Annotated in this window: 12 protein-coding genes; 9 read left to right on the top strand and 3 right to left on the bottom strand. The window is 72.0% G+C overall.

Going from position 1 to position 14,014, the window contains the following annotated elements:
- Positions 1 to 120: 120 nt before the first annotated feature.
- Together ACFWWU_RS26870 and ACFWWU_RS26865 are read left to right on the top strand one after the other, a co-directional pair.
- Entirely contained in the window at positions 121 to 267 is a 147-nt protein-coding gene (locus ACFWWU_RS26870) for a hypothetical protein (RefSeq protein WP_384148571.1), read from the top strand.
- A gap of 187 nt (positions 268 to 454) precedes the next feature.
- Positions 455 to 913 (top strand): group II truncated hemoglobin, encoded by a 459-nt coding sequence (locus ACFWWU_RS26865; RefSeq protein WP_384148569.1) that lies wholly within the window; start codon positions 455 to 457, stop codon positions 911 to 913.
- A gap of 14 nt (positions 914 to 927) precedes the next feature.
- Here the strand turns inward: ACFWWU_RS26865 and ACFWWU_RS26860 are convergent, their stop codons facing one another.
- Positions 928 to 2,853 (bottom strand): CAP domain-containing protein, encoded by a 1,926-nt coding sequence (locus ACFWWU_RS26860; protein WP_384148568.1) that lies wholly within the window; start codon positions 2,851 to 2,853, stop codon positions 928 to 930.
- Positions 2,854 to 3,016: 163 nt separating this feature from the next.
- On the opposite strand from ACFWWU_RS26860, the gene ACFWWU_RS26855 reads away from it, so the two are divergent.
- The 5 genes from ACFWWU_RS26855 to ACFWWU_RS26835 all read left to right on the top strand — a co-directional run bounded on the left by ACFWWU_RS26855 (position 3,017) and on the right by ACFWWU_RS26835 (position 10,296).
- On the top strand, positions 3,017 to 4,036 hold the full coding sequence (locus ACFWWU_RS26855; RefSeq protein WP_384148566.1) for a serine hydrolase domain-containing protein: 1,020 nt from the start codon (positions 3,017 to 3,019) through the stop codon (positions 4,034 to 4,036).
- A 189-nt stretch (positions 4,037 to 4,225) separates the two neighbouring features.
- The gene (locus tag ACFWWU_RS26850; RefSeq protein WP_384148564.1) at positions 4,226 to 5,482 is read left to right on the top strand and encodes an MFS transporter; all 1,257 of its coding nucleotides are present in this window, start codon (positions 4,226 to 4,228) and stop codon (positions 5,480 to 5,482) included.
- Entirely contained in the window at positions 5,479 to 7,380 is a 1,902-nt protein-coding gene (locus tag ACFWWU_RS26845) for a prolyl oligopeptidase family serine peptidase (RefSeq protein WP_384148562.1), read from the top strand. Before ACFWWU_RS26850 ends, ACFWWU_RS26845 begins: the two co-directional genes overlap by 4 nt.
- A gap of 308 nt (positions 7,381 to 7,688) precedes the next feature.
- Complete coding sequence (locus ACFWWU_RS26840; protein ID WP_384148560.1) at positions 7,689 to 9,590, top strand: RiPP maturation radical SAM C-methyltransferase; 1,902 nt, start codon at positions 7,689 to 7,691, stop codon at positions 9,588 to 9,590.
- Between the two features lie 46 nt (positions 9,591 to 9,636).
- Positions 9,637 to 10,296, top strand: a complete 660-nt coding sequence (locus tag ACFWWU_RS26835; protein WP_384148558.1) for a DUF5825 family protein — start codon at positions 9,637 to 9,639, stop codon at positions 10,294 to 10,296.
- 87 nt (positions 10,297 to 10,383) lie between these two features.
- Here ACFWWU_RS26835 and ACFWWU_RS26830 read toward each other — a convergent pair whose 3' ends face one another.
- Entirely contained in the window at positions 10,384 to 10,884 is a 501-nt protein-coding gene (locus ACFWWU_RS26830) for a MarR family winged helix-turn-helix transcriptional regulator (protein ID WP_384148556.1), read from the bottom strand.
- A gap of 39 nt (positions 10,885 to 10,923) precedes the next feature.
- Between ACFWWU_RS26830 and ACFWWU_RS26825 the strand changes: the two genes are divergently transcribed.
- The gene (locus tag ACFWWU_RS26825) at positions 10,924 to 12,183 is read left to right on the top strand and encodes an MFS transporter (protein ID WP_384148554.1); all 1,260 of its coding nucleotides are present in this window, start codon (positions 10,924 to 10,926) and stop codon (positions 12,181 to 12,183) included.
- 78 nt (positions 12,184 to 12,261) lie between these two features.
- On the opposite strand, the gene ACFWWU_RS26820 is transcribed toward ACFWWU_RS26825, so the two are convergent.
- Entirely contained in the window at positions 12,262 to 13,527 is a 1,266-nt protein-coding gene (locus tag ACFWWU_RS26820; protein ID WP_384148552.1) for an MFS transporter, read from the bottom strand.
- Positions 13,528 to 13,731: 204 nt separating this feature from the next.
- Here ACFWWU_RS26820 and ACFWWU_RS26815 point away from each other — a divergent pair, with 204 nt between their 5' ends.
- A complete protein-coding gene (locus ACFWWU_RS26815) occupies positions 13,732 to 13,950 on the top strand; it encodes an MbtH family protein (RefSeq protein WP_384148550.1) in 219 nt (72 codons plus the stop codon).
- Positions 13,951 to 14,014 lie beyond the last annotated feature (64 nt).

The following is a 14,014-nucleotide window of genomic DNA, read 5'->3' as shown; positions in this document are numbered from 1 at the left end:
GTGGTGTCATCGCCGCGACTACCCGGTACGACGGCGAGAAGACACGGAACCGGTGGACGGTTCCCCACGGCGGGGCGGGGCGAGAGCTGGCGCGCCGTCGAGCACGCGAGATGGCCCACCGTGGGCCCGACGCCCCTGCTCGCCGAGGCCGGTTACGCCGCCCACGTGGACCGGCTGGTCAGGAACGGGGCGCTCCTCGACAACCGCATGGTGTACCGGCACGCCCGGCCCTCCGAGCACGTCCCCACCCTTGAGGTGCACGTGTGATGTCTGCCCACACGGACGGACGCGGAGGGAGGTGTCGCGGCGGGCTGCGGGAGCGAGACGGCGGCACGGCTCGCGCCCCGGCGCGATGACGGCTGCGGCCACCCGCCGCGCCGAGAGCGAACATCCTTGGATCCGGGGGGTGTTGCGGGAAAGCTGGGAGGACACATCCCGGATCCCGGAGGCCTCCATGAGCGCCGAGCACACGCACACCTTGTACGAGGCCGTGGGCGGCGCCGACGCGCTGCGCCGGCTCTCCGAGACGTTCTACGAGGGGGTCCTGGCCGACCCCCTCCTCGCCCCCGTCTTCGCCGACTTCACGCCCACCCACGTCGACCACGTGGCCGTGTGGCTGGCGGAGGTCTTCTCCGGGCCGGCCGGGTTCACGGCGGAGCACGGCGGACACCAAGCCTTGCTCCGCGCCCACCTCGGGCTCGGCATCACGGAGGAACAGCGGTTGCGCTGGATGGAGTTGATGACGGCGGCCGTGGAGAAGGAACTGCCGGACGACACCCTGCTGCGCCGCCGGGTGGTGGAGTACTTCGACTGGGGCACGCGGATCGCCAAGGACGTCTCGGCCTCGGCTCCGGGTACGGACCTCGGCGATCCCGGCCCCACCCCGCGCTGGGGCTGGGACGGTCTCGCCTGACCCAGCCGGCGGTGTCAGCGGGCGCCGAAGACCTGAGTCCAGTAGGGGCCGCCCTCGGAGTGGATACCGATGCCGATCTCCTTGAACGAGCAGTTGAGGATGTTCGCACGGTGCCCCGGGCTGTTCATCCAGGAGTCCATGACCTGTTCCGGCGTGCTCTGGCCCATGGCGATGTTCTCGCCGTACGTCGACCAGGGGTACCCGGCCGCCGTCACCCGCTCCCCCGGGCCGTCGCCGTCGGGGTTCGTGTGATCGAAGAAGTCACGCGCCGCCATGTCCTCGGAGTGGCCCTGAGCCGCCCTGGTCAGGGTCGAGTTCACCGACAGCGGGCCACAGCCCGCCTTGGCGCGCTCCGCGTTGACGAGGGCCACGACCTGGTCGGCGGCCGAGCTCTGGCCCTGGTCGTTCTGCGCACCGGCGCCGGTACCCGTGCCCGCGTTCGTGCCTGAGTCCGTGCCCGCGTTCGCGCCCGTGTTCGTGCCCGTGCCCGTGCCTGTGCCTGTGCCTGTGTTGGTGCCTGAGTCCGCGCCCGCGTTCGTGCCCGTGTCCGTGCCGGAGTTCGAGCCCGTGCCGGTGCCGGTCGACTGCGAGCCGCCCGCGGGGGCCGTGGTGCGGGGCGGGGTCGTCTTCACCTGGACCGGCGGGGTGGTGCGGGCCGGGCGGGGCGGCGCGGTGGTGGTCCGCGCAGTGGGCGACGCCGACGTGGAGGGGCGTGCGGCGGCGGGCTTGGAGGTGGACGGCGAGGCGGACGGGTTCGCCGATGCAGCCACCGCGGCCCCGGAGTGGGCGGACGGGTCGTGGGCGAGCGGCAGGTCCGGACCCGAGGCCGCCAGATGGTTCGCCTCGAGGATCTCGTCGCCCCCTCCACGGCCCCCGTACAGCGAGAAGGCCCCGCCCGTGACCGCCATGACCACGACACCAGCCGCGATGACGGCCCGGCGCCGGTTCCGCTCCTGCGTCTGACGACGGCGACGGAGAGCCGCACGCGAGCCGCGCCGGCCCTGTACCGAGGAGGTGGTGGCGGCCGCGTTGCGGGATATGTGGGGGCCGCCGGGCTCCGGAGGCCCGGCGAGCAGGTACGGCTCCGCCAGCTCGCCTGCTTCGCCTCGACCGGCCGGTTCGGTCGGTTCGGTCAGTTGGGTCAGTGCGGTGGTGCGGTACGGGTCTGCGGCCTCACTCGCCCCGGGCGAACCCGCGGGTGACGTGGCCGTCAGGAGGATCCCCGCGGGGACCAGACCGTTCCAGCGCGTCGCGCAGTGCGCGCAGGCGAGCGTGTGCCGGGTCAGGTGATCGCGCCACGGGGCGGAGGGCCGGCCGTCCCAGCCCGCCGCCTCCCGGTTCAGGAAGGGGCAGGGCGGGTTCTCGGCCAGCGCGCCCGCCACGACCCGGGCCGCGTCGAGCCGGGCTTGGAGCGCCTCGACGCGGACTGTCGTGTCCTCGACCGACCACCGCAGCACGGCCGCGGTCTCGTAGCGGGTCAGGTCACCCGTGCACTCAAGCCGCCACAGGGCCAACAGCTCGCCGTCGTCCGGGTCCAGCCAGCGCGCCGCCGTGGTGACCTCGTCCGCCTGACCCGTCGGGTGCTGCCGCTCGCCAGCCGGGACCGCGGTGTCCCCGTACACGAGACCGGCCGGCCGCGCGTGCCGGTACCTACGAATCCCGTCCACGGCGATCGCGACCAGCCACGGCCGGAAGGCGCCGGGGTCGGACACGGCGGGCAGCCCGTCGAGGGCGCGCAACATCGTCTCCCGTACGACGTGTTCGACGTGCTCGCCGTGCTCGCCGTACTCCGCGCCCCCACGGCCGCTCATGGCGAGCGCCACGGTGGTACGGATCAGGGGCAGGTAGGCGGTGACCAGCTGCTCCCGCGCCCACGGGTCACCGTTCCGCGCCGCCGTGACCAGCTTCGTGTCCCGCTCGGTTCCTGTGCTCTGCCGCACGCCGACTGTCCCGTCTGTTGGAGATGGTTGCGCAGGGGAGAGCCTGGGGCCGAGCCATGGATAACGGAAAGCGGGAGGACGGTGAAAGTGATGTGGGTCACGCGGGGCGGTGGGGTGTGCAGGGGCGACCGTCCGATCCGAAGCCTCCGCCTATCGTGAGCACATGGAAGAGGACCACGGAGACGCGCGACTCGCCGCCGGAATACGGGCGTTGACGGGGGCGCGGCACCCCGTCGCGGCAGCCGTGGTCTCGCCCGGGGGGACGAGGATCGCGTGCCTCGGAACGGGTCGCGAGGCCGCCGCCGACACCACCGCCTCCGGCGCCGGACTCGACGCCGATTTCGAGATCGGGTCGATCTCGAAGGGCGTCACGGGACTGCTGTACGCCGAGGCGCTCGCGCGCGGCGAGATCGAGGCCCGTACGGCGCTCCGCGACCTCCTGCCGCTCGGGGACGCTCCCGCCGGACGGGTCACACTGGAGTCGCTGAGCATCCACCGGTCCGGACTGCCCCGGATCCCGGCCTCCGCACACCCGTGGCGTCGGACGGTCGCACTGTGGCGGCACGGGACCAACCCGTACGGGGAGGACGTCGAGCAGCTGCTGGACCAAGCCCGGGGCGTACGGGTGGGCAGGCCACGGTCCCGCTACTCGAATCTGGGGTACGAGCTGCTGGGACACGCGCTCGCGCGGGCCGCCGGGACGACGTACGAGGAGCTGGTCCTCCACCGTGTCACCACCCCGCTGGGTCTCGGGTGTTTCTACCTGCCCGCCACAGCCGACCGGCTCCGGCCCGGGGCCGTGAGGGGTACGAGCCGGAAGGGGCGGCCGCGGGAGCCCTGGACCGGCGAGGCGCTCGGGCCGGCCGGCGGAATCCGCGCCGACATCCGCAGCATGGCCCGTCTCACCGAGGCCCTGCTGGACGGCAGCGCACCGGGCATCGCCGCGCTCGATCCGGTCGCTCCGCTCGGCGCGGGCGCTCGCATCGGCGCGGCGTGGGTCACCGTCCGGGTCAAGGGCCTGACGGTCACCTGGCACAACGGCGGCACGGGCGGCTTCCGGTCCTGGCTCGGTCTCGACCGCGCCACGGGAACCGGCGTGGTCGTCCTCTCGGCCACGACGGCGTCCGTGGACCGCCACGGCTTCGCCCTGCTGACGGGACGCGGTGACGACCGCCGTCAGTGAGCGCGGCGTGACCTCTGCCCGGCACCCGAGAAGTCCCCTTTCTTGATCAAGAGCCCTATTCGAACCTGGGTATTGTGACGACTCTGTCCGTTCGATACGATCGCAACCCTCAACGACCGAAAGTCCGCTTTTCACAGGGGGCATTGTGGGTGCGTTAGCGTCAGCAATACCTTCCGAGCGGCATTCTTGATGGGAAAGGCCGAAGAGAAGTTAAGACCCCTCGGCCCTGACTTATCGAAGAATTCGTCCACGTCACCGTTTCGAAGACGGGATTTCCTACTCTTCTGGACAGCAGGCGCCGTCGACGGTCTCGGCACCTGCGCGTCCTCCCTTTTCCTTCCGCTGATCCTGCTGGGCGCCGGATATTCGCCCGGTCTCGCCGGACTGGTCGCGTCGGTGGCACTGGTCAGTGGACTCGTGGTCTCGCCGATCGCGGGCGTTTTCGCCGACCGTTGGCCGCGCAAGCCGATGATGTACGCGGCGGCCCTGGTCGCGGCGGGGGCCATGGGATCGGTGTTCGTGACCGTCGCCCTCGGCCATGTCGTCCTCGTCCACGTACTCGTCGCCGCCGTGGTCGAGCAGGCGGCCAGCGCCACCTACGGGGCTGCGGCGGCCGGGACGATCCGGCGGCTGGTACCGCCCGAGGGGTACTCCCGGGCGATCGGATACCTACAGGCGCGGGACCAGGCGGTGCAGATCGTCGGACCGACGCTCGGCGGCGTGCTGTACCAGCTGGCGCGGTGGGTACCACTGCTCGCGGACGCGGCCTCGTTCCTGCTCGTGGCGGTGCTGAGCAAAGCGATCCGCGCGGACCTGACACCCGAACGGGAAGGTCCTGCCACATCGTTCACCCGTGACCTCGCCGAAGGGCTGCGCTTCGTGTGGGACGAGCCCTTCCTGCGCTTCGTGGTCGTGTGGACCGCCGGGGTCAACGCGCTGCTCGGCGCGCTGTACTTCCACGCGGTCTTCACCTCCCACGCCCAGGGCGCCAGCCCTTCCTCGATCGGACTCATCCTCACCCTGGCGGGCGTCGGCGGGCTGCTGGGCGCACTCGCCGCGCCGTGGCTGGTGCGGCGGGTACCGGCCGCGTGGATCGTGACGGGCGCGTCGTGGGCCATGGTGCCGACGGCTGCCGGGCTCGCGTTCACGTCCCGGACCTGGTCCTACGGGCTGTTGCTGTGCGGGGTGTCGCTGATCGCGCCGTCCGTGGTGGTCGTCCTGCAGACCCGGGCGGTGCTGGTCACCCCCGACCGGCTCCTGGCCCGGATGGGGACGGTGCTGGGCACCGCCGGCCAGGGTGTCGCGGTGCTCGCGCCCGTGGCGGCGGGCGTGCTGGTGGCGGCGTACGGGGGCCGTGCGGTGGCGTCGGGCTGCGCGGGCGCGTTCGCCGGGCTGGCGCTGTACGCGACCGTCAGGACCCGGCTCGTGGTCCGGGAGGCGCCGTGACGCCGGCCCCGCCGAAGGCGGCCACGCGTACGTACGGCGTCTACCGGCCGGTGCTGCCGGTGACCAGCCCCCGGAACCCGGACCGGATGGTGTACACCGGGGACGCCGACGGCCGCTGCGAGATCTTCACCTGGGACCGCTCCACCGGCACCGGACGGCAGTTGACGGACCGTCCACACGGCACGCTCCTGTGCGCCATCGACGGCGACGAGGCCGTGTGGTGGTTCGACGAGGACCGCGGCGGCAGCGGCGGCTGGCGCACCCAGGACTTCGACGGCGGCCCGGACCGTCCGGCGCTGGCCGGGGTGCCGCAGGGGCGGCCCGCCGGACTCGCGCTGACGGACGGGGGCACGGTGGCCGTCGGCATCCGCAGCCCCGAGGGACTCAGCGTGCACATGGGGCGACGCGGCGGCGCCGGCACACCCGTCCTGCACACGACGGATTCCGGCACGCTGTGCGACCTGGCGCCGGACGGCACGCTGCTGGCGGTGTCCGGGCCCGCGCACTCCGCCCGCGCCGTGACCCTGCTGGCCCCCGACGGGACCACCGTCGCCGTACTCTCCGGCACCAGGGAACGCACCTGGGCGCTCGGCTTCGCGCCCACGCTCGCGTCGTTACCCGGTCCGACGTCGTTACCCGGTCCGACGCGGTTATCCGGTCGGGCGTCGTTATCCGGACCGACGTCGTCATCCGGCCCCGAGCCGATGTCCGGCCGCCCCCTGCTGCTGGTCATGCGCGAGCGGGCCGGCCGCTACCACCTCGGCACGTGGGCCCCCGGGCGCGGACTGGAGCTGCTGCCCTGGTGTTCCTTCGACACCGAGACGACCGCCCGCTGGTACCCCGGCCCGGATGGCGCGCGGGTCCTGCTGCGACAGGACCGGCACGGCCGCAGCCGACTGTTCACCGCCGACCTGGACCGCCGCGAGCTGACCCCGGTACCCACCCCGGAGGGGAGCATCCTGGACGCGTCACCGGCCGCCGACGGTGATGTGCACTTCATCTGGACCGACGCGGTGAACGTGCCGCAAGCGCTGTCCCTTTCGGGCGCGCCACTGCCCGGGCAGAGCCAGTGGCGCCTTCCCCGGTTCGGCCGCCGCCAGGACCTGTGGACACCCGGGCCCGACGGCCCCGTGCACACCTTCGTCACCACTCCGGCCGACCGTCCCGCGCCGCACCCGCTGGTCTTCCTCGTCCACGGCGGCCCGGCCGACCACGACCGAGACGCCTACGACCCCATGGTGCAGGCCCTCGTCGGCTCGGGGTACGCCGTGGCCCGCGTCAACTACCGGGGCTCGACCGGCTACGGGCCGCGCTGGCGCTCCGCCCACTCCGAGGGCGTCGGCCACACCCAGGTCGCCGACCTGGTGCGGGCCCGGGCCGAGCTGCTGGACCGGGGCATCGGCCGCGAGGGCGCCGTGGGCCTGTGCGGCACGTCGTGGGGTGGCTATCTGACGCTCCTGGCCATGGGAACCCGTCCCGACCTGTGGAACGTCGGGGTGGCCGTCAAGCCGCTCGCCGACTGCGTCACGGCCTTCCGGCACTCCACGCCCGCCCTCCAGGCGCTGGACACCGCGCTGTTCGGCGGCACTCCGGACGAGGTGCCCGAGGCCTACGCCCACGCCTCCCCGTCCTCGTACGCGGCCGCCATCCGTTCCCCGCTGCTGGTCGTCGCCGCGCGGCGGGACGCCAAGTGCCCGCCGGAACAGGTCGAGGCGTACCTGGACGTGCTGCGCGCGAGTGGTGTGTCCCACGAGCTGATGTGGCTGGACTCGGGCCATGACGGCTACGACGGAGCCGACCACCTGGCCGTCATCCGGCGGTCCCTCAGATTTCTCGGCCGCGGGCTGCCTTCGGCGCCCGTGCCGGCCGAGCCGTCCCCACACCCGGAGAGGAGGTGAACATCATGCAGAAGGACATCATCCACGGCGACCCCCTCGACGGCGACGAGGAGAGCCGCAAGCCGGGCGTCGGCGTCGTCGTCTACTTCCGCTCCGCGGAGGAGATGGAAGACGAGGCCAAGTAGCACCGGAGGGGCCGGCCCCGCACCCGTGCGCGATCGGCCCCTCCCCCACCGGACCGGCCGGGGAAGTCGTCAGGCGCCCGCTCCGGTGCCCACGACCTCCCCGGCCGGACGCCGGACACACGACTGGCAGATGACTGACAGCTGACTGATTCCGTGCACTGATCACATGAGAAGAGGCGAGCCATGCGCGTACTCCTGGTGAACATGCCCTGGGCCCCGATCGATCTCCCGTCGCTGGCTCTCGGGATTCTCAAGCGCAGTGTCGACGAGCGCGTCCCGAACGGCACAGCGGACGTTCTCCACGCCAACATCGAGTACGTGGACTGGGTCACCAAGAACACGGAGTTCACCTTGGAGGACTACTCCTACTACGCGCTCGGCTCCTATTTCCTGGGCTGCGGTGACTGGGTGTTCTCCTCCGCGCTGTACGACGACCCCCAGTGGCGGGTTCCCGAATTCACCGATGCGATGAGCAGCCGGGTACGCGGGACCCGGATGGAGATGACGCAGGCGCTGCACACGACCGCGCCCGATTTCGTCCAGCACATTGCCGAGCAAATCGTCGAACTCGCCCCGGACGTCGTCGGTTTCACCTCCACGTTCCAGCAGAACACCGCCGCCCTGGCCGCCGCCAAGTACGTCAAGCGCCTCGCACCGCACATCGCGACGGCCATGGGCGGCGCCAACTGCGACGGCAAGCAGGGCGAGGCCGTCCACCGCAACTTCCCCTTCGTCGACTACGTCCTGCGCGGCGAGGGCGAGGTGTCGTTCCCCGCGCTGCTCACGGCGCTGGACGCCGGCGAACCTCTGTCAGAGGTACCCGGACTGTGCTGGCGCGACACGGACGGCACGTCCGTCGTCAACGCCATGAGCACCAGACCGCTGCCGCCGGCCTCGATCCTCCCGCCGGACTACGCCGGGTACTTCGAGCGGCTCGCCTCCTCCCACGCGCGGAACTGGGTCGAGCCCAAGCTGGTCGTCGAGGGCGCGCGGGGCTGCTGGTGGGGCGAGAAGCACCACTGCACCTTCTGCGGGCTGAACGGCTCGTTCATGCAGTTCCGCAGCAAGAGCCCGGACGTGTTCTACGACGAGATCATGGAACTGGCCCGTAAGCACCGGATCCTGGACATGTACGTCGTCGACAACATCCTGGACATGGGCTACGTGAACACGGTGCTGCCGCGCATCATCGACAGCGGGTTCGATCTGCGGATGCACATCGAGATCAAGTCGAACATGCGGCGGGGCCAGCTACAGACCCTCGCCGACGCGGGCCTGATCTTCGTCCAGCCGGGCATCGAGAGCCTCAACAGCCGGGTACTCACCCTGATGGACAAGGGCGTGACCGGCGGCCAGAACGTCCGGATGCTCCGCGACGCCGCCACCGTCGGCCTCTCGGTGGCCTGGAACTACCTGCACGGCTTCCCCGGCGAGGACCGCGAGGACTACGACGACGTGGTGGACCAACTGGCCGCGCTGGAGCACCTCAACCCGCCCGTGGGCCCGTCCTCCCGGATCGCGATCGAGCGGTTCAGCCCGTACTTCAACGACCCCGGGCTCGGCTTCTCCGAACTGCGCCCCGCCGAACCGTACCGTCTCACCTACGATCTCCCCGAAGCCGAGATGTTCGACCTGGCGTATGTCTTCGACGTGCCGCCGCGCGGGATCGGCGAGGACGTCGTCGCCCGCCTCGACGAGGGCATCGCGCACTGGAAGCGGAACTACGCCGGCAGCCGTCTCACCCACTGCGATCTGGAAGACCGGATCGTCCTGGTCAGTCGGCGCCGGGCCTTCGACTGGACACACCTGGAACTGACCGAGCCGTTCGAGCTGGCCCTGTTCCGGCTGCTCGACCAGCCGCACACGGTGAAGGCGGCCGCCCGCAAGCTGGACGAGGACCACCACGTGGGCGAGGACGCCTTGCGGCAGGTGCTGACGCGGTGGCGGGCGCTCGGGGTGGTCTTCGAGGACAGCGGGCAGTTCGTGCAGATCGCGCCGCCGGCACTCAACGAGGAGTTCCTGCGGATCGACTTCATGCGGCACACGTCCGCCCGCGAGGCCGAGCTCGCCGCGACGACCGCCTGACGACCCCCCGACGACTTCCCGACGACTGCTCGACGGAGAGACGACGATGACTCCTGCACTCACCGGCACCGCACCCTTCACCGTTTCCGCCTCACGGGACTACGACCCCGCGGTGGGCACGCTGCCCGCCATGTCCCTGGGCAGCTACGAGATCGACATGACCGGCGGCGAGGCCGCCCGGCGGCTGTTCGCCGCCGGGGCCCGGCACGTCGCCCTTCCCCGCCCGGTCGACGTCACGGACACCGCCGACGCGGCCTGGTCGGTCAGGGCTCTCAGCTTCGTGGGCGACCTGTCCAGCCTGGCCATCTCGGTCGACTGGCAGCTCCACACCGGCCCGGACCCCGACGCCTGGCGCCACTACGGCCATCTCCACCCGCCGACCGCCGTCCTCGGCACCGCCGACCCGGCGGCGACGGCACTCGCCTGGCGCCATGCGTACTACATCTGCAAGTGCGTCTTCCGGTACGGCCCCGGGTTCGTCCAGGTCCGCGACCGGCGCTACGGCGAGCTGCGGCGCTTCACCATCGACGAACCGGAGTACCACGAGGCCATCGAGGCCCTCACCGACGGCGCCCTGGCCGACGCGATCCCGCAGCCGATCCTGGACGACCTCATGGCCGAGACCCTCGTCCTCCGCCTCGGCGACCACCTGTGGTGGGCCCCGTACCGAGTCCGCCGCTGGTCGGAGGCACCGCTGGTGATCTGATCCGCCGGCCGGCCGGCGGACGGTACCGGGACTTCCTCGACTCGGCCGTGGGCGTGGGCGCGGTCGAGCGCCGCCCCTCCCACGGCCTCAGCCGTCGACCGGGGGCAGGCTGAGGGCGAGTCGCTCCAGCAGATCCGCGAGCTCCGCCTGTTCGTCCTCGCCGAGCCCGGCCAGGAGGCCGCGTTGGTTGTCCAGGTGGACGGCGATGAGCTCGTCGGTCAGCGCGACGCCCTCCGCGGTGAGGGTGACGAGGCGGCCGCGCGAATCGGCCTCGGCGACGGTCCGAGCCACCAGTCCGCGCTGTTCGAGCCGGTCGACCCGCTTGGTGATCGCGCCGGTCGTGACCAGGACGGTGCGACTGAGCTCGCCAGCGGACAGCGCGTAGGGCTCACCTGACCGGCGCAGGGCGGCGAGGACGTCGAAGTCGCCGCTGCCCAGCCCCGCGGCGCCGAACGGCGGGCGCAGCCGCTGGTCCAGCGCGTCGGTGAGCCGGAAGAGGCGGCCGATGACCAGCATCGGCGTCGTGTCCAGATCGGGTCGCTCGCGTCGCCACTGGTCGACGATGGCGGCGATGGCGTCTGCCTGCATCCCTTCACTCTATCTTCCACGGATGATAAACAATCTTCCATGGAAGATAAATCCACACGCCGCCGCCTCCTCGCCGCGAGCCTGGCCGGGTCGATCGGCGACGGCATCTACGTGCCGCTGACGCTGCTGTTCCTCCACTCCCTCACCGGCCTGTCCCTGACGTCGATCGGCACGGGCCTGACGATCGCCGGGCTCTGCGCGCTGGCTTTCATGCCGGCCGCCGGCGTCCTCATCGACCGGTTCGGCGGCCGACGGGTGCTCATCGGCGTGCTCGCGCTGCGCGCGGCCGGCTTCGCGGCCTACCCCTTCGCCGACTCCTACCCCGCGTTCCTGGCGATCGCCCTGGTCGTCGCGGTCGGGATGTGGGCCTCCTCGCCGAGCCAGCACGCGCTCATCGGCGACCTCGCGCGGGGCGCCGAGCGTGACCGCCTCCTGGCCTGGGACCGCAGCCTGCGCAACGCCGGGATGGGATGCGGCAGCCTCGCCGCGGTCGGCATGCTCGCCTGGAACGGCACCACGGGCTTCGTCGTCGCCGCCGAGACCCTGGCCGTCGTCTTCGCCTGCGCCGCGCTCCTGGTGAGCAGGATCCCGAACGTCCGCGGCGGCACCGCGCGGACGGAGGCGCGCGGAGGGTACCGACAGGTTCTCGCCGACCGGCCCTATCTGCTCATCACGACGGCCAACTTCCTCATAGCCTTCGGCTACACCACCCAGGCCATGGCCCTGCCGGTCTTCCTCACCCGGGACATCGCCCTGCCCGACGCTCTGGCCGGCACCGTCTTCGCGGTCAACACCGTCCTGGTCGCCGGGCTCGGCGTCCCCGCCGCCCGCCTGACGCTGCGGGCCGGCCGGCCGCGGGCGGCCGCGCTCGGCGCGGTCGTCTTCGCGCTCTCCTTCGCCGCCTTCGCCCTGCTCCCCCGGCTCGTCAGCGGCCCGAGCGCCCTCGCCGCCGTCCTCGCGGTCGCCGTGCTCTACACCGCGGGCGAACTCGTCCACTCCGCGCCCTCACAGGGCCTCTCCGTCCAGGCGGCCCCCGACCACCTGCGGGGCCGGTACCTGTCGGTCTACCAACTGTCCTGGTCCGCCTGCCGCACCATCGCGCCCATGCTCCTGGGGTTCCTCCTCGACGCGGGACAGTGGCAGTTGTGGACCGTGCTCGCGCTCATGGTCCTGACGGGCGCGGCGATCCTCCTGTGTGCCGAACGCTCCCTGCCACCGCACGCGGTCACCCCCACCACCGCAGCTCCCCAAGCACCCGCCCGCCGACAGGGAGCTCCGACACATACGAGCGGCTCGTGAACGCCGTCGTACGCGTCGTACGCGGGCGACTCCCGGTCGGTCGATCCCCACAGCGGACCGGCATGTGGGGTACGTGCCTCAGGCGTCGGCGGCAGGTGCGCCCGGCAGGTCGCGGAGGCCGCGCAGCGGCCCCACCAGGAGGAATCCGCCGGCGGCCACCAGCGCGGTCGTGACGGCCCACATCGTGGCGCGGGCACCGAGGAGGGCGGCGAGGGAGCCGCCCAGGAGGGCGCCGAGCGGGATGGTGCTGTAGTTGAGGAACAGGGTGGTCGCGGTGACGCGCCCCCGCAGCTCGGACGGGCAGTACGCCTGCCGAAAGCTGACGGTGATGACGTTGCAGGCCACGACCCCGGCGAGCATGACGCCCGTTCCGATCACGAAGAACGCCAGCCTCGGCCCCGGACCGGCGAGCGCGGCGAGCAGCCCGAAGGGCGAGGCGGCGAACTGGATGACGAGCAGGGCGCGTGCCGTGCCCAGGCGCCGGGCGAGCCGGCCGGCCACGAGGCCGCCGAGCACCCCGCCGAGACCGCCGCAGGAGACGAGCCAGCCGAGCGTGTCGGAGCCGACGCCGACGGTCCGTACGAGGAAGACGATCTGGACGGCCTGGAAGCCGGCCATCGCCAGGTTGACCGCCGCGCCGAACGCGGTGACGGCCCGGACCCACGGATCACCGACGACGAAGCGCAGGCCGTCGGAGATCTCGCGGCTCAGCCGCCGCCGGGGTGGCGGGGCGGGGCGCGGTCCTTCGGCGCGGATCGCCGTGAGACAGAGCGAGGACACCACGAAGGAAACCGCGTCGAGCAGCAGGCCCGGCACACTGCCGACGGTCTGGGCGATCAGCCCGCCGAGGCCGGGGCCCGCCACCCCGGCGGCCTGATCCCCCGCCTGAAGCTGCGCGTTGCGGTCCATCAGGTCGGCCGTGGGGACCAGTTGGGGAAGATAGGACGAGTAGGCGGTGGAGAAGAAGACGGAGGCGGTACCGGAGATGAGGGCGGCCGCGAGGAGATGGCCGATGGTGAGGAATCCCAGCCACCAGCTGGCCGGAACGCTCACGAACACCGCCGCGGAGACGGCGTTGCACACGAGCATCACCTTGCGCGGCGCGAGCCGGTCGACCCACGCGCCGGCGGGCAGGCCGATGACCAGCCATGGCAGCCACGGCGCGGCGGTGAGCACACCCATCATGAACGGCGAGGCCTGGAGTGTGGTGACGGCCACGAGCGGCAGCAGCACGGACGTCACGCTGGTGCCCAGCTTGCTGGTGGTCTCGCCGATGAGCAGCAACCGGAAGTTCCGGCGGGAGCGTCGTCCCCGGCCTTTCACGGACTGCGTCACAGCCGGCACGGCGGATTCCAGAACGGCCTCCGGGCTTCGATAGCACGACGAATTCCTGGCGCGCCACAGAGTACGTGCGGTGGCCGGGAGTTCGGGCTGGATCGTACAAGTTCATCGGCCCGGAAACCAGGGTGGCCATTTCCCGCTGGTGCCGCCTAGGCTCTGCCGCGTCCATTGCCAACGAACCATGCCTCGTGGGAGGGTCGAGCCCGGATGATCAATCCGTTCGCGAATGAATCCGGTCAATTCCTGGCCCTTGTGAATGGCGAGAACCAGCACTCCCTCCGGCCTTTGGAATTCGATATTCCGGCCGGGTGGAGCACGGCATTCGGACCGGACCCGCGGGTGGCGTGCCTGGAGCACGTGGAGCACACCTGGACCGACACGCGGCCGGCGAGCCTGCGCGTCGCGACGGACGCGGCACCGCACTAGCGACCGACCGCCCCCTCCGAAGGCGCCGCGCTCGCCCCTCCGCCACCGCCCGCACCGGCATCGC

The sequence above is a fragment of the Streptomyces sp. NPDC058650 genome (assembly GCF_042717315.1).
In the GTDB taxonomy this organism is placed as follows: Bacteria; Actinomycetota; Actinomycetes; order Streptomycetales; family Streptomycetaceae; genus Streptomyces.
The sequence above is the reverse complement of the archived record's forward strand: the minus strand, read 5'-3'. Positions and strand labels throughout refer to the sequence as shown.